The sequence below is a fragment of the Streptomyces sp. 35G-GA-8 genome (assembly GCF_023534745.1).
Classification (GTDB): Bacteria; Actinomycetota; Actinomycetes; order Streptomycetales; family Streptomycetaceae; genus Streptomyces.
The window spans coordinates 278918-300444 of sequence record NZ_JAMHJQ010000004.1 but is presented as its reverse complement, the minus strand read 5'-3'; the positions used below and the strand labels follow the sequence as shown (position 1 = coordinate 300444).

Annotated in this window: 19 protein-coding genes; 15 read left to right on the top strand and 4 right to left on the bottom strand. The window is 71.0% G+C overall.

Annotated elements, in window-relative coordinates; all coding sequences use genetic code 11:
• Window positions 1-228: 228 nt before the first annotated feature.
• A complete protein-coding gene (rpsT, locus tag M1203_RS10560; protein ID WP_030352331.1) occupies window positions 229-495 on the bottom strand; it encodes a 30S ribosomal protein S20 in 267 nt (88 codons plus the stop codon).
• A 203-nt stretch (window positions 496-698) separates the two neighbouring features.
• Here rpsT and lepA point away from each other — a divergent pair, with 203 nt between their 5' ends.
• Together lepA and M1203_RS10550 are read left to right on the top strand one after the other, a co-directional pair.
• On the top strand, window positions 699-2567 hold the full coding sequence (gene lepA, locus M1203_RS10555; RefSeq protein WP_249949316.1) for a translation elongation factor 4: 1869 nt from the start codon (window positions 699-701) through the stop codon (window positions 2565-2567).
• A 284-nt stretch (window positions 2568-2851) separates the two neighbouring features.
• On the top strand, window positions 2852-4741 hold the full coding sequence (locus M1203_RS10550) for an AMP-dependent synthetase/ligase (protein WP_249949315.1): 1890 nt from the start codon (window positions 2852-2854) through the stop codon (window positions 4739-4741).
• A 101-nt stretch (window positions 4742-4842) separates the two neighbouring features.
• On the opposite strand, the gene M1203_RS10545 is transcribed toward M1203_RS10550, so the two are convergent.
• Entirely contained in the window at window positions 4843-5427 is a 585-nt protein-coding gene (locus tag M1203_RS10545) for a two-component system response regulator (RefSeq protein ID WP_249949314.1), read from the bottom strand.
• Window positions 5428-5692: 265 nt separating this feature from the next.
• Here M1203_RS10545 and M1203_RS10540 point away from each other — a divergent pair, with 265 nt between their 5' ends.
• Window positions 5693-7783, top strand: a complete 2091-nt coding sequence (locus tag M1203_RS10540) for a SpoIIE family protein phosphatase (protein ID WP_249949313.1) — start codon at window positions 5693-5695, stop codon at window positions 7781-7783.
• A gap of 67 nt (window positions 7784-7850) precedes the next feature.
• Entirely contained in the window at window positions 7851-9083 is a 1233-nt protein-coding gene (gene hemW, locus M1203_RS10535) for a radical SAM family heme chaperone HemW (protein WP_249949312.1), read from the top strand.
• A gap of 587 nt (window positions 9084-9670) precedes the next feature.
• Here hemW and M1203_RS10530 read toward each other — a convergent pair.
• Entirely contained in the window at window positions 9671-10495 is an 825-nt protein-coding gene (locus M1203_RS10530; RefSeq protein WP_249949311.1) for a DUF3097 domain-containing protein, read from the bottom strand.
• A gap of 65 nt (window positions 10496-10560) precedes the next feature.
• Window positions 10561-11277 carry an MBL fold metallo-hydrolase gene (locus tag M1203_RS10525; RefSeq protein WP_249949310.1) on the bottom strand — a complete coding sequence of 239 codons (717 nt, stop codon included), beginning with the start codon at window positions 11275-11277 and terminating at the stop codon, window positions 10561-10563.
• Window positions 11278-11449: 172 nt separating this feature from the next.
• Between M1203_RS10525 and hrcA the strand changes: the two genes are divergently transcribed.
• The 11 genes from hrcA to M1203_RS10470 all read left to right on the top strand — a co-directional run bounded on the left by hrcA (window position 11450) and on the right by M1203_RS10470 (window position 21514).
• Window positions 11450-12466, top strand: a complete 1017-nt coding sequence (gene hrcA, locus M1203_RS10520; protein ID WP_249949309.1) for a heat-inducible transcriptional repressor HrcA — start codon at window positions 11450-11452, stop codon at window positions 12464-12466.
• Entirely contained in the window at window positions 12467-13603 is a 1137-nt protein-coding gene (dnaJ, locus tag M1203_RS10515; RefSeq protein WP_249949308.1) for a molecular chaperone DnaJ, read from the top strand.
• A gap of 178 nt (window positions 13604-13781) precedes the next feature.
• On the top strand, window positions 13782-14861 hold the full coding sequence (locus M1203_RS10510) for a nitronate monooxygenase (protein WP_249949307.1): 1080 nt from the start codon (window positions 13782-13784) through the stop codon (window positions 14859-14861).
• Window positions 14858-15595, top strand: a complete 738-nt coding sequence (locus M1203_RS10505; RefSeq protein ID WP_249949306.1) for a 16S rRNA (uracil(1498)-N(3))-methyltransferase — start codon at window positions 14858-14860, stop codon at window positions 15593-15595. Before M1203_RS10510 ends, M1203_RS10505 begins: the two co-directional genes overlap by 4 nt.
• A gap of 102 nt (window positions 15596-15697) precedes the next feature.
• Window positions 15698-16057, top strand: coding sequence for a histidine triad nucleotide-binding protein (locus tag M1203_RS10500; RefSeq protein ID WP_249949305.1), 360 nt, complete (start codon window positions 15698-15700; stop codon window positions 16055-16057).
• Between the two features lie 5 nt (window positions 16058-16062).
• A complete protein-coding gene (locus M1203_RS10495; RefSeq protein WP_249949304.1) occupies window positions 16063-16971 on the top strand; it encodes a ribonuclease Z in 909 nt (302 codons plus the stop codon).
• A gap of 98 nt (window positions 16972-17069) precedes the next feature.
• Window positions 17070-18182 carry a PfkB family carbohydrate kinase gene (locus M1203_RS10490; RefSeq protein WP_249949303.1) on the top strand — a complete coding sequence of 371 codons (1113 nt, stop codon included), beginning with the start codon at window positions 17070-17072 and terminating at the stop codon, window positions 18180-18182.
• A 158-nt stretch (window positions 18183-18340) separates the two neighbouring features.
• Window positions 18341-19360, top strand: a complete 1020-nt coding sequence (locus M1203_RS10485; RefSeq protein WP_249949302.1) for a PhoH family protein — start codon at window positions 18341-18343, stop codon at window positions 19358-19360.
• Window positions 19361-19374: 14 nt separating this feature from the next.
• Window positions 19375-19872, top strand: coding sequence for an rRNA maturation RNase YbeY (ybeY, locus tag M1203_RS10480; protein WP_249949301.1), 498 nt, complete (start codon window positions 19375-19377; stop codon window positions 19870-19872).
• A complete protein-coding gene (locus tag M1203_RS10475; RefSeq protein ID WP_249949300.1) occupies window positions 19869-21158 on the top strand; it encodes a hemolysin family protein in 1290 nt (429 codons plus the stop codon). The genes ybeY and M1203_RS10475 overlap by 4 nt, the downstream gene beginning before the upstream one ends.
• Entirely contained in the window at window positions 21155-21514 is a 360-nt protein-coding gene (locus M1203_RS10470; RefSeq protein ID WP_249949299.1) for an MmcQ/YjbR family DNA-binding protein, read from the top strand. The genes M1203_RS10475 and M1203_RS10470 overlap by 4 nt, the downstream gene beginning before the upstream one ends.
• The last annotated feature ends 13 nt before the right edge of the window (window positions 21515-21527 follow it).

Genomic DNA, 21527 nt, shown 5'->3' with positions numbered 1-21527 from the left:
ACCCCTGACAACCACTGGCAACGGCTGACAACCGCCGACGTCCGGGAGCGCCTGCGCCGAAGGCCCCGGTGACCCGTCCTGGGGAGGACGGGGCCGGGGCCTCGACGTCAAACCTGGTGAACTCGCGCCCGCGTGGCGAACGCAGTCGCGCGCGAGTTCGGGGTCGCCGGTCAGGAGCGGTAGAGAGGGCCCGCTGAGTCCCGTCCGGCGGTCAAATCAAGAGAGCGCTCAGCCCTGGAGGGAAGCAACCTTGGCAGCCAGCGCCGACTTCTTGTTGGCGGCGGCGTTCTTGTGGATGACACCCTTCGAGGCAGCCTTGTCGAGCTTGCGGGACGCCTCACGAGCGGCCAGCGAGGCCTTCTCGACGTCGCCCGCGGCAGCGGCCTCACGGGCCTTGCGGATCGCGGTCTTGAGCGACGACTTGACAGCCTTGTTGCGCAGGCGTGCCTTCTCGTTGGTCTTGTTCCGCTTGATCTGGGACTTGATGTTCGCCACGAAAGAGCCTTTTCAGGTTCGGTGAATCTTGACTGAGCCGCCTCGCGCCGAGACGGCACGAGACACAGCTGTTCAGGCTACCAGTCACCCTCCGACCGGCCCAAACCGGGCGCAGTCCCGTACCCATGGGACCATGGAGCCTACGTATCGATCCGAGTCGACCCGAGACGAGACGCCGCGCGTCTCAAGAATCAGGACCCTGCGTGCCCGCGACCCCTCTCCACGTGCCCGAGCCGAGCCGTACGGACCCGGCGCTGCTCCGCAACTTCTGCATCATCGCGCACATCGACCACGGCAAGTCGACGCTCGCCGACCGGATGCTCCAGCTGACCGGAGTGGTCGACCAGCGGCAGATGCGCGCTCAGTATCTCGACCGGATGGACATCGAGCGCGAGCGCGGCATCACGATCAAGTCCCAGGCGGTCCGGCTGCCCTGGGCTCCCCGTACGGGCGAGGGCGAGGGCACGACGCATGTCCTCAATATGATCGACACGCCGGGCCACGTGGACTTCACCTACGAGGTGTCCCGTTCGCTCGCGGCCTGTGAGGGCACGATCCTGCTGGTGGACGCCGCCCAGGGCATCGAGGCGCAGACCCTCGCCAACCTCTATCTGGCGATGGAGAACGATCTCACCATCGTGCCGGTGCTCAACAAGATCGATCTGCCGGCCGCCCAGCCGGAGAAGTTCTCCGAGGAGCTGGCGAACCTCATCGGCTGTCAGCCCGAGGACGTGCTCAAGGTCTCGGCCAAGACCGGCGTCGGCGTGGACGCGCTGCTCGACCGGGTGGTCAAGGACGTACCGCCGCCGGTCGGTGTCGCGGACGCGCCCGCCCGCGCGATGATCTTCGACTCCGTCTATGACTCCTACCGCGGTGTCGTGACCTACGTACGTGTCATCGACGGCCAGCTCAACAAGCGCGAGCGGATCCGGATGATGTCCACCGGGGCCACCCACGAGCTGCTGGAGATCGGTGTCTCCTCGCCGGAGATGACCCCGTCCGACGGCCTCGGCGTCGGTGAGGTGGGCTATCTCATCACCGGCGTGAAGGACGTACGGCAGTCCAAGGTCGGTGACACGATCACCACCCTCAACAAGGGGGCGACCGAGGCGCTCGGCGGCTACAAGGACCCCAAGCCGATGGTGTTCTCCGGCCTCTATCCGCTGGACGGCTCGGACTACCCCGAGCTGCGCGACGCCCTCGACAAACTCCAGCTCAATGACGCGGCCCTGGTCTACGAGCCGGAGACATCCGCGGCCCTCGGCTTCGGCTTCCGCGTCGGTTTCCTCGGGCTGCTGCACCTCGATGTGATCCGGGAGCGTCTGGAGCGCGAGTTCGGGCTCGATCTGATCGCCACCGCCCCCAACGTGGTCTACCGCGTGCTGATGGAGGACGGCAAGGAGCACACGGTCACCAACCCGAGCGAGTTCCCCGAGGGCAAGATCGACTCGGTGCACGAGCCGGTCGTACGGGCCACGATCCTCGCTCCGAGCGAGTTCATCGGCTCGATCATGGAGCTGTGCCAGTCCCGTCGCGGCACCCTGCTCGGCATGGACTACCTCTCCGAGGACCGGGTCGAGATCCGCTACACGCTGCCGCTCGCCGAGATCGTCTTCGACTTCTTCGACCAGCTGAAGTCCAAGACCCGGGGCTATGCCTCGCTCGACTACGAGCCCACCGGCGAGCAGACCGCCCAGCTCGTCAAGGTCGACATCCTGCTGCACGGCGACAAGGTGGACGCCTTCTCCGCGATCACCCACCGGGACCAGGCGTACGCGTACGGTGTGCGGCTGGTCGCCAAGCTGCGCGAGCTGATCCCGCGGCAGGCCTTCGAGGTGCCCATCCAGGCGGCCATCGGCTCCCGGGTCATCGCCCGCGAGACGATCCGCGCCATCCGCAAGGATGTCCTCGCCAAGTGCTACGGCGGTGACATCTCCCGGAAGCGGAAGCTGCTGGAGAAGCAGAAGGAGGGCAAGAAGCGGATGAAGATGGTCGGCAGCGTGGAGGTCCCGCAGGAGGCCTTCATCGCGGTGCTCTCCAGCGACGAGTCCGGCGGCAAGGCGAAGAAGTGATGCCACGGAGCGGCATGACGAAGTAGCACGGAGAAGCAGCGCGAAGAAGAAGTAGCAGAGCGTGATTCGCGGACTGGACGGGTCCCGCGCCGTGGCGCAGGGGCCCGTTCGCGTACTCCGTGTCCCCTGGGGCGGTTCGATATGAAGCGGCGTGTCGCTGCCCCTTACGTACCGGGCGGGTGGCATCTAGTCTGATCAATGATCCTAGTTACTCGTCGGTTAGTTACTTGTCAGTCACATAACCAGGTCAGTCACGCAGCGCTGCCGCGGGCTCGGAGGATGTCGTGAGCGACACACAGAACCTGATCGAGAACCGGCCGCCCTCCGTGGCGACCCTCTTCATCGAGCGCGTGAGCGCCACGCCGGACGCGGAGGCCTACCGCTTCCCCGTACCCGCGCCGGTCGGCCAGGGCCCCGACGAATGGCGCTCCCTGAGCTGGCGCGAGGCGGCCGAGCGGGTGTACGCCATCGCCGCCGGACTGATCGCGCTGGGCGTACTGCCCGAGGAGCGCGTCGCGCTCGCCTCGTCCACCCGCGTCGAGTGGATCCTCGCCGACCTCGGGGTGATGTGCGCGGGCGCCGCGACCACCACGGTCTACCCCTCGACCAACACCGAGGAGTCCGCGTACATCCTCGCCGACTCCGAGAGCCGGGTCCTGATCGCCGAGGACGCCGCCCAGCTCGCCAAGGCGCGCGAACGCCGGGCCGAGCTGCCGCATCTCCGCCATGTCGTCGTGATCGACGCCGCCGACGCGCTCCCCGCCGACGGGGACCCGGAGGGCTGGGTGCTCTCGCTGGCCGATCTGGAGGCGCGCGGCACGGAGTATCTGCGCACGCGTCCGGAGGCGGTCAAGGAGCGGGTCGCGGCCATCACGGCCACTCAGCTCGCCACCTTGATCTACACCTCGGGCACCACCGGCCGGCCCAAGGGCGTACGGCTGCCCCATGACAACTGGTCGTACATGGCCAAGGCCACCGTCGGTACGGGACTGATCACCAAGGACGACATCCAGTACCTGTGGCTGCCGCTCGCCCATGTCTTCGGCAAGGTGCTGACCTCGGGACAGATCGAGGTCGGGCATGTCACCGCCGTGGACGGGCGCGTCGACAAGATCATCGAGAATCTTCCGGTGGTCCAGCCGACCTATATGGCGGCCGTGCCGCGGATCTTCGAGAAGGTCTACAACGGGGTCGCGGCCAAGGCGCGGGCCGGCGGCGCCGCCAAGTACAAGATCTTCCAGTGGGCGGCGGGGGTCGCTCGCGAATACGCCAAGGTCTCCCAGGACAACTTCCGGCGCACGGGCACGGCCTCCGTACCGTTCGCCCTCGGCGCCAAGCACAAGGCCGCCGACGCGCTCGTCTACGCCAAGCTGCGCGAGGCGTTCGGCGGCCGGCTGCGCGCCGCGGTCTCCGGCTCCGCCGCGCTCGCGCCCGACATCGGCTTCTTCTTCTCCGGGGCCGGGATCCACATCCTGGAGGGCTACGGACTGACCGAGTCGAGCGCCGCCAGCTTCGTCAACCCGGGGGAGGCGTACCGCACCGGCACGGTCGGCAAGCCGCTGCCCGGCACCGAGGTACGGATCGCCGACGACGGGGAGATCCTGCTGCGCGGCCCGGGGATCATGGCCGGATATCACGGGCTGCCGGAGATGACGGCGGAGGTGCTGGAGCCCGACGGATGGCTCCACACCGGCGACATCGGCGAGCTGTCCCCCGACGGCTATCTGCGGATCACCGACCGCAAGAAGGACCTCATCAAGACCTCGGGCGGCAAGTACATCGCCCCGGCCGAGGTGGAGGGGCAGTTCAAGGCGGTGTGCCCGTTCGTCTCCAACATCCTGGTGCACGGCGCGGACCGTAACTTCTGTACGGCGCTGATCGCGCTCGACGAGCCGACCATCCTCGGCTGGGCCGCCGAGAACGGGCTGGCGGGCAGGACCTACGCCGAGGTGGTCGCGTCCCCGGCGACCGAACGGCTGGTCGCGGGCTATGTGCAGCGGCTCAACGGGGGACTCCAGCGCTGGCAGACCATCAAGAAGTTCCGGCTGCTGCCGCGCGATCTGGACATCGAGCACGGTGAGCTGACGCCGAGCCTCAAGCTCAAGAGGCCGGTGGTGGAGCGGACGTACAAGGATCTGATCGAGGAGATGTACGCGGGCTCCCGGGAGTCCTGAGGGCGGCCGTCGGGCCGGGATCCGCGGGCCGGGATCGGCAGGCCGGGTCCCGGCCGGTGGGCCCCGGCCGGTGGGCCCGGCCGGGGGCTTCGCCGGTCGCGCTACTGATCCCGGCCGCGCCGCAGTTCCTCCAGCGTCTCCTCTATGCGGGCCAGCTGCTTGCCCACCGAGTCGAGGCCCCCGGAAGCGCCCGCGCGCAACTCGTCCTCGATCGAGGCCAGCCGGTCCGTGATCTCCCCCAGATGCTCCTGCTCGCGCGCCAGCAGCCGTTCCAACTGGCGGTTCTTGCGGTGCAGATCGAGGAAGACGCTGACCTTGGCCCGGAGCATCCACGGGTCGAAGGGCTTGGTCAGGAAGTCCGCCGCGCCCGTGGCGTAGCCCCGGAAGGCATAACCGCTGTCGGACTCCGGACCGTTCAGGAAGATGATCGGGATGTCCTTGGCGCCGTCGAGCCGCTTGATCCGGTAGGCGGTCTCGAAGCCGTCCATGCCGGGCATCCGGACATCCAGCAGAATCAGCGCGAACGGCTCCCGCAGCAGCGCCCGCACCGCCTCCTCGCCCGAACGGGCCCGTACGAGCGGCTCGTCGAGCGAGGCGAGGACCGCTTCCAGTGCGTCGAGATTGTCCTCCAGGTCATCGACGAGAAGGATGCTCGCCCGGTCCGTGGTGGCTGTTGTCCTGCTCATCCCGCTCCCCTAGGGCCTGTGTTCAGGCCAGGGAGGCAAGGATGCTCTGTGCGAGGCGTTTTGGCACGTCCTTCCGGCGGTTTGGGCCCCGTGTCGCCACCACGCCGCCGCCCCCCCCGCCATACCACCCGCATCCGGCCGGTGTGCTTCCGGTTCATGGTCAAATCTTGTCCACTTCCATGACTCGGCGCGTATGAGCGGGCTCCGTCTGTCACTCTGTCGGGATCGTAAGCGGCACAACGCCAGAACCGGATCAGGAGCCGCAGTGGGGCGCATTCCGATCCCGCGCGAGACCCTTCATCTCCCGGCACCCCAGGTGCCGTTACGGAGGGACACGCGGTCGACATCACGTACCAGCCTGCCGGGCAACCCGCTCGCGCCGTCCGCCGCGCGCCGCTTCACCCGCGCCGCGCTGGCGGACTGGACCAGTCTCGGGCTGCTCACCACCTGTACCTTCTGCCAGGGGGACGAGGGCTGTTCCCCGGGGGAACACAGCACCGATCTGCTCGCGGACGACGCGGTGCTGATCGTCGACGAACTCGTCACCAACGCGGTGGTGCACGCGGGCACCACCGTCGAGCTGCTGTGCCGGCTCGAAGACCCCGGCGAGGACACGTCAGGGACCCCGTCGGGGGAGGGCGAGGAGCCCGCGGCCGTCGTCCTCGAAGTCTCCGACCACCACCCCGCCCGCGCCATACAGAGCGACGGGGCGGGACAGGGACCGGCCGGCACACCCGAGTACGGGCGCGGGCTCCAACTCGTCGCCGCGCTCGCCGAACGCTGGGGCATCACCTATCGCTCCGGGCTCAAGACCGTCTGGGCCCGTCTCCCGCTCGAAGGCCGGGATTCGGGGCAGGACCAGGGGACCGAGCCCGCCCTGCGGCGCGGGCTGCGCGCCGCCGAGATCCTCGCGCCGGCGACGCGCCGCACGGCGCGCGACGACCCCGAGTGGACCGGGCGGGGCGCCCTCTCGTTCCTCGCCGAGGCGTCCGAACTGCTCGCCGGGCAGCTGGACGAGGATCTGGTCGCGGCGCTCGCCGGACAGCTGCTGGTGCCACGGCTCGCGGAGTGGTGCGCGGTCTGGCTGGACGGCGAGGGCGGGCAGCAGGGCGCGGTGCCCCGGCTGGCGCGGGTGTGGCACGCGGACGAGGCGAGGATCGAGCCGCTGCGCCGGATCCTGGAGAAGGAACCGCCGCGGTTACCGGTCTCACCGAGGGGCGGCCCGGTGCGGGTGCCCTGGCCGGGCGAGGGATCCCGTGCCGGTGCCGGTACCGGTCCCGACTCCGGCTCGGCTCCCGACTCCGAGGCCGGTCCCGGGTTCGACTCCGAGGCCGGTGCGGCGCTCGCCTGCCGGCTGGTCGCGAACGGGCGCGCGCTCGGCACGCTGCTGCTCGGCAGACCGGGGCAGGGCCCGGTCCCCGACGAAGTGACCGCGCTCATCGAGGACTTCGCGCGCCGCGTCGGCCTCGCGATCGGCGCGGCCCGCCGCTACACCCGTCAGGTCACCATCAGCCGGGTCCTGCAACGCGGACTGCTGCCCAGCCAGGTGGCGCGCATTCCGGGCATCGCCAGCTCACTCGTGTACGAGCCGAGCGACGACGGTCTGGCGGGCGGCGACTTCTACGACGTCTTCCCGTGCCCGCCGGGCGACCGCTGGTGCTTCATGCTCGGCGACGTCCAGGGCAGCGGTCCCGAGGCCGCCGTCGTCACCGGCCTGGCCCGCCCCTGGCTGCGACTGCTCGCGCGCGAGGGCTACCGGGTCGGCGCGGTCCTCGACCGGCTGAACCGGCTGCTCCTGGACGACGCGACGGAGGCGGCCGAGTCCGCGTCCCTGATGGTCGCCGCGTCTGCCGCGTCCGCCGCGTCCGCGACGTCTGTGGCGTCCGCCGCGTCGATGCCCCCGTCGTCGTCACCGTCCCCCTCCGAGGGCGGCCAGGCACGCTTCCTGTCCCTGCTGTACGGCGAGCTGATGCCGCTGCCGGGCGCGGGCGGCGCCGTACGGTGCACCCTCGCCAGCGCCGGCCATCCCCTGCCGCTGCTTCTGCGGCCGGACGGGACGGTGCGCCCGGTGGCGGAGCCGCAGATGCTGCTCGGGGTCGTCGAGAAGGTCGCGTACGAGAGCAGCACCTTCGACCTGGAGCCCGGCGACACGCTCCTCTGCGTCACCGACGGCGTCACCGAGCGCCGCTCCGGCCGGCGGATGCTCGACGACGGCGACGGCCTCGCGCGGGCCCTGGCGGGGTGTGTGGGGCTGACGGCGCAGGAGGTGGCGGAGCGGATACGACAGGTCGTCCACGACTTCGACGAGACGCCGCCGGAGGACGACGTGGCGCTGCTGGTGCTCCAGGCGACCTGAGCCCCCGCGCGACGGGTGGACCGGGCGCGGGGCCCGGTCCACCCGTCGCGTACGGGACACTGGGGGCATGCCTTCCGCACTGCCCGACGGCGACCCCATGCCCGAGACCGGCGCGCTGCCCCCGCACGCCCTCACGGGCGCGGCGGACCGGCCCCTCGGCTTCTACCTGCACGTTCCGTACTGCGCGAGCCGCTGCGGCTACTGCGACTTCAACACGTACACGGCGACCGAGCTGCGCGGCTCGGGCGGTGTCCTGGCCTCCCGCGACAACTACGCGGACACCCTCGCCGACGAGGTCCGGCTGGCCAGGAAGGTACTGGGCGACGACCCGAGGCAGGTCCGTACGGTGTTCGTCGGCGGCGGTACGCCGACACTGCTCGCCGCGGCCGATCTGGTACGGATGCTCGGCGTGATCCGCGACGAGTTCGGGCTCGCGGACGACGCTGAGATCACCACGGAGGCGAATCCGGAGTCCGTGGATCCGGCCTATCTGGCGGCCCTGCGGGAGGGCGGCTTCAACCGGATCTCCTTCGGGATGCAGAGCGCGAAGCAGCACGTACTGAAGGTCCTGGACCGCACGCACACCCCCGGGCGGCCCGAGACGTGCGTCGCGGAGGCCCGTGCGGCGGGCTTCGAGCATGTGAACCTCGATCTGATCTACGGCACGCCGGGGGAGAGCGACGACGACTGGCGCGAATCGCTCGCGGCGGCGGTGGGGGCGGGGCCCGACCATGTCTCCGCGTACGCGCTGATCGTGGAGGAGGGCACCCAGCTGGCCCGGCGCATCCGGCGCGGCGAGGTCCCGATGACGGACGACGACGAGCACGCGGACCGGTATCTGATCGCGGACGAGGTGCTGGCGGCGGCCGGCTTCTCCTGGTACGAGGTGTCCAACTGGGCGACCTCGGAGGCGGCCCGCTGCCTGCACAACGAGCTGTACTGGCGCGGCGCGGACTGGTGGGGCGCGGGTCCGGGCGCGCACAGCCACGTGGGGGGCGTGCGCTGGTGGAACGTGAAGCACCCGGGCGCGTATGCGGCGGCGCTGGCGTCGGGGCGGTCGCCGGGCGCGGGGCGGGAGATCCTGACGGCGGAGGACCGCCGGGTGGAGCGCGTCCTGCTGGAGCTGCGGCTGTCCGACGGCTGCGAGCTGTCATTGCTGCGGCCGGACGGCCTGGCGGCGGCCCGGCGGGCCGTGGCCGACGGGCTGCTGCGGCGGGGGGCGTACGACGAGGGGCGTGCGGTGCTGACGCTGCGGGGGCGGCTGCTGGCGGACGCGGTGGTGAGGGAGCTGGTGGACTGACGGGTGTGGCGCGGGGCGGGGTGCGGGTGCGTGCGTCGTCGGCCGGGGGCCGGGGTCTCCGGAGGTACATGTCCGGACGGCATGATTTACGGCGCGACCCTGCCCAGACGATGGTTCGGGCGTTCGCGCGCCACAAATCACGCTTTAGTGTCCGGACACGCACCTCCTACGACCCCGACCCCCTCCCCCCGGTGGTCGCCGCCAGGCGCCGACTCGGTGAGGTGGGGGGGCGGGTGCGGCCCGGTGGCCCCGCCGATTCGCCGTCCCGGCCGGGGGTGGGTGGGCTGGTGCGGGAGGGTGGCCCCTGCGATTCGCCATCCCGGCTGGGGTGAGTGGGCTGGTGCGGGACGGTGCCGCCGCCTCCCCCGCCCACCCTCGCGCACGGCCGGGCCAGTCGGTGACGGGCGGTGAAGGGGGGCGCGCAGGGGTCGTGTCCGGGACGTAGAGCGTGATTTGTGGCGCGCGACCGCCCGAACCAACGACAGGCCAGAACCGCGCCGTAAATCATGCAGTCCCGGATGCGAGCCCGGAGCGCACCCCGGCAACAACCCGCAGACGAAAACCGGCCCCAGCCGAAACGCACCCCGTCAAGCGGTACCCCCAACCGTGACGAAGTCGATCAACTCCTCCACCCTCCCCAGCAGCGCGGGTTCCAGGTCCCGGTACGAGCGCACGCGCGACAGCACGTGCTGCCACGCCGCCCCCGTGTTCTCCGGCCAGCCCAGCGCGCGGCACACGCCCGTCTTCCAGTCCTCGCCCCTTGGCACCGTAGGCCACGCCGCGATCCCCACCGACGATGGCTTCACCGCCTGCCAGACGTCGATGTAGGGGTGGCCCACCACCAGGACGTCCGCACCCGTCACCGCGGACGCGATGCGGGACTCCTTCGAGCCCGGTACCAGATGGTCGACCAGGACGCCCAGCCGCGCGTCCGCGGCCGGCGCGAACTCGTCGACGATGGCGGGGAGATCGTCGATGCCGCCCAGGTATTCCACGACCACGCCCTCGATGCGCAGATCGTCGCCCCACACCTTCTCGACCAACTCCGCGTCGTGCCGGCCCTCCACGTAGATGCGGCCCGCCCTCGCCACGCGCGCGCGGACGCCGGGGACGGCGACCGAGCCGGACGCGGTGCGGGACGGTCGGGAGGGGCCCGCCGTCGCCGGGCGGACCAGGGTCACCGGCCGGCCCTCCAGGAGGAAGCCGGCGGGCAGCAGCGGGAAGACCCGGTGCTTGCCGAAGCGGTCCTCCAGCGTGACCGTCGGACCCTCGGCGGTCTTCTCGCAGCGGATCACCGCGCCGCAGAAGCCCGTTGACACCTCCTCGACCACCAGATCCGGCTCGGCGGGGACCTCGGGCGCGGGCGTGGACTTCTTCCACGGGGGCGTCAGATCAGGGCTGTAGCTGCGCATGCGCACGACGATAGGCGGGAGCGCGGCACGGCGGCTACGACGCCCCCGCCCGCGCGGCACCGCGGCTACGACGCCCCCGCCCGCGCGGCCAGCGCGTCCCGCTGCGCCCGTACGAACGCCGCGTCCACCACCGCCCCGTGCCCCGGCACATACAGCGCGTCCTCGCCGCCCAGCGCCAGCAGCCTGTCCAGGGCCGCCGGCCAGCGCGCCGGGACCGCGTCGGGGCCCGCCTGCGGCTCGCCGGACTCCTCCACCAGATCGCCGCAGAAGACGACCGCCGGGGAGCCGGGCACCAGCATCGCGAGATCGTGCGCGGTATGACCGGGCCCCGCGTTCGCGAGCAGGACCCGGAGGCCGCCCAGGTCCAGCGCCACCTCCACGGACACCGCGTGCCGGGGCGCCACCAGGAGGTCCACCGCCTCGGCGGCCTCCCCGGCGGCGACCCCGTGGCGTACGGCGTCCTCGTACAGGCCCGCCGTGTCCCCGCTGAGCAGTTCCGCCATGCCCGCGGCCCCGTACACCTCCGCCCCCGCGAACGCGGCCGTCCCGAGCACATGGTCGAAGTGCGGGTGGCTCAGCGCGACATGGGTCACACGCCGGCCGCCCAGCGGCACCCGGGCCCGGATCGCGGCGCCCTCGCGGAGCGTGGAGCCCGTGTCGTACAGCAGCGCCGCGTCGGCGCCGACGACCAGTCCGGTCGTCGCGTCCCACCCTGGCAGCCGCAGCCGCCCCACCCCTGGAGCCAGCGGCTCCCATCCGGATTCTTCCCAGGCGACGTTCATACCGGGACGCTACGGGACGCTATCGGCACCGGCCGGCGCGAGCGCGGGGTAGCGTGGTCGGCTGCTCTTGCTAGCGGTGTACCCCACGGCCGTACACTGGCTGGGGGAGTGCTGGCACTCCTCCAGAGCGAGTGCCAAGGCCGGAACGACGGACGAGAGCTGGAGGTGTGCGATGCTCAGCGAACGCAGGCTGGAGGTGCTGCGCGCAATCGTCCAGGACTATGTCGGGACGGAAGAGCCCGTCGGCTCCAAGGCGCTCACCGAGCGGCACAAGCTCGGTGTCTCCCCGGCGACCGTACGCAACGACATGGCGGTGCTGGAGGACGAGGGCTTCATCGCCCAGCCGCACACCAGCGCGGGCCGTATCCCGACGGACAAGGGATACCGGCTCTTCGTCGACAAGCTGGCGGGGGTCAAACCCCTGTCCTCGCCGGAGCGCCGCGCCATCCAGAACTTCCTGGACGGAGCCGTGGACCTCGACGATGTCGTGGGTCGTACGGTACGGCTGCTGGCGCAGCTCACCCGGCAGGTCGCCGTCGTCCAGTACCCCTCGCTGACCCGCTCGACGGTGCGGCACGTGGAGCTGCTGGCGCTGGCGCCCGCGCGGCTGATGCTCGTCCTGATCACGGACACCGGACGGGTCGAGCAGCGCATGATCGACTGTCCCGCGCCGTTCGGCGAGACCTCGCTCGCGGACCTGAGGGCCCGGCTCAACAGCCGGGTGGTCGGGCGCCGCTTCGCGGATGTCCCGCAGCTGGTGCAGGACCTGCCGGATTCCTTCGAGCAGGAGGACCGGGGGACCGTCACGACGGTGCTCGCGACCCTGCTCGAAACCCTGGTCGAGGAGACCGAGGAGCGGCTGATGATCGGCGGTACGGCCAACATCACCCGCTTCGGACACGATTTCCCGTTGACCATCCGGCCGGTGCTTGAGGCGCTTGAGGAGCATGTGGTGCTTCTCAAGCTGCTCGGCGAGGCCAAGGACCCCGGCATGACCGTACGGATCGGGCACGAGAACGCCCATGAGGGGCTCAACTCCACGTCCGTCGTCGCGGTCGGCTACGGTTCTGGCGACGAGGCAGTCGCCAAACTCGGCGTGGTCGGACCGACCCGCATGGACTACCCCGGAACGATGGGAGCGGTACGCGCAGTGGCACGTTACGTCGGACAGATCCTGGCGGAGTCGTAAGTGGCCACGGACTACTACGCCGTACTCGGCGTACGCCGCGACGCATCTCAGGACGAGATCAAGAAGGCATTCCGCAGACTCGCGCGCGAGCTGCATCCGGATGTCAATCCCGATCCCAAGACGCAGGAGCGCTTCAAGGAGATCAACGCCGCCTACGAGGTGTTGTCGGACCCGCAGAAGAAGCAGGTCTACGACCTCGGCGGGGACCCCCTCTCGCAGAGCGGTGGCGGGGGCGCGGGCGGGTTCGGAGCCGGTGGCTTCGGCAACTTCTCCGACATCATGGACGCGTTCTTCGGTACGGCGTCGCAGCGCGGCCCGCGGTCGCGGACGCGGCGCGGCCAGGACGCGATGATCCGGCTGGAGATCGACCTCAACGAGTCGGCCTTCGGCACGACCAAGGACATCCAGGTCGACACGGCCGTGGTCTGTACGACCTGTTCGGGCGAGGGCGCGGCGCCCGGCACCTCGGCGCAGACCTGTGACATGTGCCGGGGCCGCGGCGAGGTGTCGCAGGTCACCCGGTCCTTCCTGGGCCAGGTCATGACCTCGCGGCCGTGCCCGCAGTGCCAGGGCTTCGGTACGGTCGTGCCGACGCCGTGCCCCGAGTGCGCGGGCGACGGCCGGATCCGGTCGCGCCGTACGCTCACCGTCAAGATCCCGGCCGGGGTCGACAACGGCACGCGCATCCAGCTCGCGGGCGAGGGCGAGGTCGGCCCCGGTGGCGGCCCCGCCGGTGATCTGTATGTCGAGATCCACGAGCTGCCGCACGCGGTGTTCCAGCGGCGCGGCGACGATCTGCACTGCACGGTCACGATCCCGATGACCGCGGCGGCGCTCGGCACGAAGTGCCCGCTGGAGACGCTGGACGGCCTGGAGGAGATCGACGTTCGTCCCGGTACGCAGTCGGGCCAGTCGATTCCGCTGCACGGCCGGGGCATCACACATCTGCGGGGCGGCGGCCGGGGCGATCTGATCGTGCATGTCGAGGTGATGACCCCGTCGAAGCTGGACCCGGAGCAGGAACGGCTGCTGCGGGAGCTGGCGAAGATGCGCGGCGAGGAACGGCCCACGGGCCAGTTCCAGCCGGGGCAGCAGGGGCTGTTCTCGCGGCTTAAGGACGCCTTCAACGGCCGTTAGGACCAACGGGTTTCGCCGGTGGCCCGGGGAGTGCTCCCCGGGCCACCGGCGTTGTCCCCTGGGCGCCTCGGGATGCGGTCTCCTTGATGCGTCGCGCGTTCCGCCGCGCATTCCTCTGTCACATGCCGGACGTGGCACCGATTCGGAGCTGTCATACAAGGCATGGCACGATGCCTGCATGTCCTCCGCACTGACCGATCTCTGCCGGTATCCGATCGTGCAGGCCCCCATGGCGGGCGGCGCCTCCTGCCCGCAGCTGGCCGCGGCCGTCTCCGAGGCCGGCGGTCTCGGGTTCCTCGCCGCCGGGTACAAAACGGCGGACGGCATGTACGAAGAGGTCAAACAGTTGCGCGGGCTGACCGGCCGGTCCTTCGGGATCAACCTGTTCATGCCGCAGCCGCGCTACGCCGACCACGCGGCGGTGGAGGTCTACCGCAACCAGCTCGCCGGCGAGGCGACCTGGTACGAGACGCCGCTCGGCGATCCCGACGCCGGACGCGACGACGGCTACGAGGCGAAGCTGGCGATACTGCTCGACGACCCGGTGCCCGTCGTGTCGTTCACCTTCGGCTGCCCGACCAGGACGACGCTCGACGCCCTCGCCAAGGCCGGCACGTACACCGTGGTCACGGTGACCACCCCCGAGGAGGCCCAGACCGCGCAGTGGTCGGGCGCCGACGCCGTCTGCGTCCAGGGCATCGAGGCCGGCGGTCACCAGGGCACGCACCGCGACGACCCGGCCACCGACGGCGCGGGGATCGGGCTGCTCTCGCTGGTGACCCAGGTCAGGGAGACCGTGGAGCTCCCGATCATCGCCGCGGGCGGACTGATGCGCGGCGGCCAGATCGCGGCGGTCCTCGCGGCGGGCGCGGACGCGGCCCAGCTCGGAACGGCGTTCCTGGTGTGCCCGGAGTCCGGGGCGAACGCGCTGCACAAGCAGGCCATGACCAATCCGCTGTTCGTGCGGACCGAGCTGACCCGGGCGTTCTCCGGGCGCCCCGCGCGCGGCCTCGTGAACCGCTTCATGCGCGAGCACGGCCGGTACGCCCCGCCCGCCTACCCCGAGATCCACCACCTCACCTCCGGACTGCGCAAGGCCGCCGCCAAGGTGGGCGACGCGCAGGGCATGGCGCTCTGGGCGGGCCAGGGCCACCGCATGGCCCGCGAGCTGCCGGCCGGACAGCTGGTCGAGGTGCTGAACGGTGAACTCGAAGCGACCCGCGCCTCGTTGATGCCGGGTCTGGGCAACGCCTCGTGACCGCTCCTGTCTTCGTCGTCGAAACCGGCGGACTGCGGGTCGGCACGGTCACCCTGGACGGCCCCGAGGGGCGGCACGCCGTCTCCGTACGGCGGCTGCGCGTCGGCGAGGAGATCGTCCTGACGGACGGCGCCGGCACCGGCGCGTACGGGACGGTCGCGGCGGTCGAGGGCAAGGACCGGCTCGACGTCACCGTCACCGAGGTACGGACCGAGCCGGAGCCCACGCCCCGGATCACCGTGGTCCAGGCGCTGCCCAAGGGCGACCGCGGGGAACTGGCCGTCGAGACGATGACCGAGACCGGTGTCGACGCGGTCGTGCCGTGGCAGGCCGCGCGCTGCGTCACGCAGTGGAAGGGCGAGCGGGGCGCCAAGGCGCTCGCCAAGTGGCGGGCCACGGCCCGCGAGGCGGGCAAGCAGTCCCGCAGGCTCCGCTTCCCCGAGGTCATGGACGCGCTGTCGGCCAAGCAGATCGCGGCGCTGCTCGCCGAGGCGGACTTCGCCGCCGTACTGCACGAGGAGGGCAGCGAGCCGCTGGCCACCGCGCCGCTGCCCACGGAGGGCCGGATCGTGCTGGTCGTGGGGCCCGAAGGGGGCGTGTCCCCGCAGGAGTTGACGGCTTTCGCGGCGGCGGGCGCGCGGCCGTACCGGCTCGGCCGCAGCGTACTGCGCACCTCCACCGCGGGGACGGCGGCCACGGCGCTCCTGCTCGGCCGCACCGGCCGCTGGTCCTGACGGGCGCCGGGCCATCGGCCGGGACCGCCGCGCGCCCCGACCCCACCGGATAGCATGCGACGTACTCAACTGATCACCAGTGGTGCCGAGGAGGCCCGGACCATGGCGGGAGAACCGCAGGCGGACTGCCTGTTCTGCAAGATCGTCTCGGGGGATGTGCCGGCCACCGTCGTCCGCGAGACCGAGACCACCCTCGCCTTCCGTGACATCAACCCGCAGGCCCCGACGCATGTCCTGGTCATCCCGCGGGTGCACTACCCGGACGCGGGCACCCTCGCCGCGGCCGAGCCCACGATCGCCGCCGATGTGCTGCGCGAGGCCGCCGCGGTCGCCGTCGACGACGGGACCGACGGCAGCGGCTATCGGATCGTCTTCAACACGGGCGCGGGCGCGGGCCAGACCGTCTTCCACGCGCACGCCCATGTCCTGGGCGGACGCGGCTTCAACTGGCCCCCCGGGTAGGCGTCTTGTCCGTACGGGAACTGGTCGTGCTGGGCACCGCGAGCCAGGTGCCCACCCGCCATCGCAACCACAACGGCTATCTGCTCCGCTGGGACGGCGAGGGCCTGCTCTTCGACCCGGGAGAGGGCACCCAGCGCCAGATGCTGCGCGCCGGGGTCGCCGCGCACGACATCAACCGCATCTGTGTCACGCACTTCCACGGCGATCACTCGCTCGGGCTGGCCGGGGTCATCCAGCGCATCAATCTCGACCAGGTGCCGCACGAGATCACTGCGCACTACCCGGCGAGCGGGCAGCGCTTCTTCGAACGGCTGCGGTACGCCACGGCCTACCGCGAGTCCGTCGCGCTGACCGAAGCGCCGGTCACCGGCGACGGCGTGCTCGCGCGCACCCCCGCGTACACCCTGGAGGCGCACAAGCTCTCCCACCCCGTCGAGTCGTACGGCTACCGCCTCACCGAGCCCGACGGGCGCCGGATGGATCCGGCGCGGCTGGCCGCGCACGGCATCGCGGGCCCGGACGTCGGCCGCCTCCAGCGCGAGGGCGTGCTGAACGGCGTCACGCTGGAGGAGGTCAGCGAGACGCGCCGGGGACAGCGGTTCGCCTTCGTCATGGACACCCGGCTCTGCGACGGGGTGCACGCGCTGGCCGAGGGGTGCGATCTGCTGGTCATCGAGTCGACCTTCCTCGACGGGGACGAGCGGCTGGCCACCGACCACGGCCATCTCACCGCCGGCCAGGCGGCGCGGGCCGCGCGGGACGCGGGGGTGGGGCATCTGGTGCTCACACACTTCTCACAGCGCTACGACGACCCGGACGAGTTCGAGCGGCAGGCCCGCGCGGCGGGTTTCGAGGGCGAACTGACGGTCGCGGCCGACCTCGTACGGGTACCGCTGCCCAAGCGTTCCCGCTGACGGGAGCGCCGATGCCCGCCCCACGCCACCGCGACGGCCCGCCCGTGCCCGGCCGATCGGGCAGACTGTCCGGATCCGCACGCGACCGGGAGCCCGCCGTGATCACATCCAACGGAGACCCGCAGGAACACTCCGCCCATGTCGACCCGCTGCGCGGACTGCGCGCCCCGGACGATCCCGACTGCGATGTGTATCTGACGGGCACGGTCTTCCTCGACATCATCTTCACCGGGCTGGACAGCGCGCCCGTACGCGGCACGGAGTCCTGGGCCCGGGGCATGGGGTCCAGCCCCGGCGGGATCGCCAATATGGCCACCGCCCTGGCCCGCCTCGGCCTGCACACCTCACTCGCGGCGGCCTTCGGCGACGACCACTACGGCGAGTACTGCTGGGACGCGCTGGAGCAGGGCGAGGGCATCGACCTGTCCCGGTCGCGGACGGTCCCCGGCTGGCACTCGCCGGTCACCGTCTCCATGGCGTACGAGGACGAGCGCACGATGGTCTCGCACGGCCACGAGGCCCCGCCACCCGAAGGGGCCGTGCCCGAGTGCCCGCCGCGCGCCCGTGCCGCCGTCGCCGCGCTCACCCCCGGCCGCCGCGACGAGTGGATCGCCCGCGCCGCCCGCCGCGGAGCGCGCATCTTCGCCGATGTCGGCTGGGACGACACCGGCCGCTGGGATCTGGCGGGGCTGGCCGATCTGGAGCACTGCGAGGCGTTCCTGCCCAACGCCGAGGAGGCGATGCGCTACACCCGTACCGACTGCCCGAGAGCCGCCGCGCACGTGCTCGCCGAGCGGGTGCCGCTGGCCGTCGTCACGCTCGGCGGGGACGGCGCGTACGCGGTGGACGGCGCCACCGGCGAGACCGCCGAGGTCCCGGCGATCGCGGTGGAGGCCCTGGACCCGACGGGCGCGGGCGATGTGTTCGTGGCCGGATTCGTCACCGGCACACTCGCCGACTGGCCGCTCGCCGACCGGCTGGCCTTCGCGGGACTGACCGCGGCGCTCTCGGTCCAGGAGTTCGGCGGCTCGCTCTCCGCGCCCGGCTGGTCGGAGGTCGCGACCTGGTGGCAGTACGTACGCACCTCCCCGGACCAGGACCCGGCGGCGCTGCGGCGCTACGCCTTCCTGGAGGAGCTGCTGCCCGCGCCGAGCAGGCCGTGGCCGCTGCGCAGGGCCGTACCGACCATCGGCTTCGGCCGCTCGGCCTGAGCCGGGCGGCGCCGCCCGCCCGGCCCCAGGGGTTCGCCGACGGCACATGGAAAAGCCCTAGGGCTGTGTCAGTGCGGGGTCGTACGCTGGTACCCCAGAGGTTGTCGAGCAGCGAGAACCCTGCAACGGGAGGTATGCGCAGGCCACAGTGCCGGCCCATGACTCAGACACCCGCAGCCAAGACCCCCGTATCGGGGCAGGCACGCGCCCAGTGGACCGTCCCCGCCAAGCACCCCATGGTGACGGTCCTGGGCTCCGGAGACACCCTCCTTCGTGCGATCGAGAAGGCGTTCCCGGCCGCGGACATCCATGTCCGGGGAAACGAGATCAGTGCGACCGGCAGCGCGGCGGATGTCGCGATGGTCCAGCGCCTGTTCGACGAAATGATGCTGGTGCTCCGCACCGGTCAGCCGATGACGGAGGACGCAGTGGAACGCTCGATCGCCATGCTCAGGGCAAGTGAGAACGGCGGAGCGGACGGTCCCGAGACGCCCGCCGAGGTGCTCACCCAGAACATCCTGTCCAGCCGCGGCCGGACGATCCGCCCCAAGACCCTCAACCAGAAGCGGTATGTCGACGCGATCGACAAGCACACGATCGTCTTCGGCATCGGCCCCGCGGGTACCGGCAAGACCTATCTCGCCATGGCCAAGGCGGTCCAGGCTCTACAGTCGAAGCAGGTCACGCGGATCATCCTGACCAGGCCCGCCGTCGAGGCGGGCGAGCGGCTCGGCTTCCTGCCCGGCACGCTCTACGAGAAGATCGACCCGTATCTGCGGCCGCTCTACGACGCGCTGCACGACATGCTCGACCCCGACTCGATCCCGCGTCTGATGGCGGCGGGCACGATCGAGGTGGCGCCGCTGGCATATATGCGTGGCCGTACGCTCAATGACGCGTTCATCATCCTCGACGAGGCGCAGAACACCAGCACCGAGCAGATGAAGATGTTCCTGACCCGGCTCGGCTTCGATTCGAAGATCGTCATCACCGGTGACATCACCCAGGTCGACCTGCCGGGCGGCACGAAGAGCGGCCTGCGCCAGGTCCAGGACATCCTGGACGGGGTCGACGACATTCACTTCTCCCGGCTCACATCCCAGGATGTCGTACGGCACAAGCTCGTCGGCCGTATCGTCGACGCGTACGAACAGTACGACAGCGACAACGGGAAGTAGAGCCACAGCGCACCATGTCGATCGACGTCAACAACGAGTCAGGCACCGAGGTCGACGAGCAGGCGATCCTCGACGTCGCCCGCTACGCGCTCACGAGGATGCGTATCCACCCGCTCTCCGAACTGTCGGTGATCGTGGTGGACGAGGCCGCGATGGAACAACTGCACATCCAGTGGATGGATCTGCCGGGCCCCACGGATGTCATGTCCTTCCCGATGGACGAGCTGCGTCCGCCGGTCAAGGACGACGAGGAGCCGCCGCAGGGGCTCCTCGGGGACATCGTGCTCTGCCCCGAGGTGGCGAAGAAGCAGGGCGAGGAAGCCCCGACGCAGCACACCATGGACGAGGAGCTCCAACTGCTCACCGTCCACGGTGTGCTGCATCTTCTCGGCTACGACCATGAGGTGCCGGACGAGCGGGCCGAGATGTTCGGTCTCCAGGCGGCCATCGTCGACGGCTGGCGGTCGGAACAGGGGCTCACGGGTCCGTCGCCCGCGCCGACCGTCTCATGACCGCGCAACTGATCGTCGGAGCGGTCGCCCTGGTCGTCGTGGCCTGGCTCGCGGCCTCCGCCGAGGCGGGCCTCGCCAGGGTCTCCAGCTTCCGGGCGGCCGAGGCGGTCCGCTCGGGGCGCCGGGGCGCGGCCAAGCTGGCACAGGTCGCCGCCGACCCGACGCGCTATCTGAATGTGGCCCTGCTGGTACGGGTCGCCTGCGAGATGGCGGCCGGGGTGCTCGTCACGTATGTCTGTCTGAAGGAGTTCGAGGAGACGTGGGCGGCGCTGGTCGTCGCCATCGGTGTGATGGTGCTCGTCTCGTATGTCGCGGTGGGTGTCTCGCCCCGTACGATCGGCCGCCAGCATCCGCTGAACACGGCGACGGCCTCGGCGTATGTCCTGTTGCCGCTCGCCAGGATCATGGGCCCGATCCCCCAGCTGCTGATCCTCCTGGGCAACGCGCTCACCCCCGGCAAGGGCTTCCGCAAGGGACCGTTCGCCAGCGAGGCCGAGCTGCGCGCGATGGTCGACCTCGCCGAGTCGGAATCCCTCATCGAGGACGACGAGCGCCGCATGGTGCACTCCGTCTTCGAACTGGGCGACACCCTCGTACGGGAGGTCATGGTCCCGCGCACGGACCTGGTCTGCATCGAGCGGTACAAGACGATCCGCCAGGCGCTCACGCTGGCGCTGCGCTCCGGCTTCTCCCGTATCCCGGTGACGGGGGAGAACGAGGACGACATCGTCGGCATCGTCTACCTCAAGGACCTGGTCAGGAAGACCCATATCAACCGGGACTCCGAAGCCGATCTGGTCTCCACGGCGATGCGCCCCGCCGCCTTCGTGCCCGACACGAAGAACGCGGGCGATCTGCTGCGCGAGATGCAGCAGGAGCGCAGCCATGTCGCGGTCGTCATCGACGAGTACGGCGGCACGGCCGGCATCGTCACGATCGAGGACATCCTGGAGGAGATCGTCGGCGAGATCACCGACGAGTACGACCGCGAACTGCCCCCGGTCGTGGAGCTGGGCGACGGCTCGTACCGCGTCACGGCCCGGCTGGACATCGGTGACCTCGGGGAGCTGTTCGGGCTCGACGAGTACGACGACGAGGACGTGGAGACCGTCGGCGGCCTCCTGGCGAAGGCCCTGGGCCGCGTCCCGATCGCCGGCGCCACCGCCAGCGTCGACCTGCCGGACGGCCGCACGCTCCGGCTCACGGCCGAATCCCCGGCCGGCCGCCGCAACAAGATCGTCACGGTCCTCGCCGAACCGGTCAGGAAGGAAGCCCAGACCCCGTGACCCCGGCGGAGCTGACGGCGTGCTGCCTGGCACTGAACGGAACGTCCTCGGACATCCCGTTCCCGCGCAACCCGGGCATCACGGTCTTCCGGGTCGCCACGAAGATCTTCGCGATCTGCTCCCTGGAGGACCGTCCGCTGAAGGTCTCCCTCAAGTGCGACCCGGAGGAAGCGATCCGCCTCCGCGAGACCCACCCGGAGATCGTCCCGGGCTGGCACCTCAACAAGCGCCACTGGAACACGGTCACGGTCGGCCCGCTGCCGGCCCGGATGGTGCGGGAGCTGATCGAGGACTCGTACGACCTGGTGGTGGCCGGCCTCCCGAAACGGGAACGGCTCGTGCTGGACAGGCCCTGAGCGGCCTGTCCGG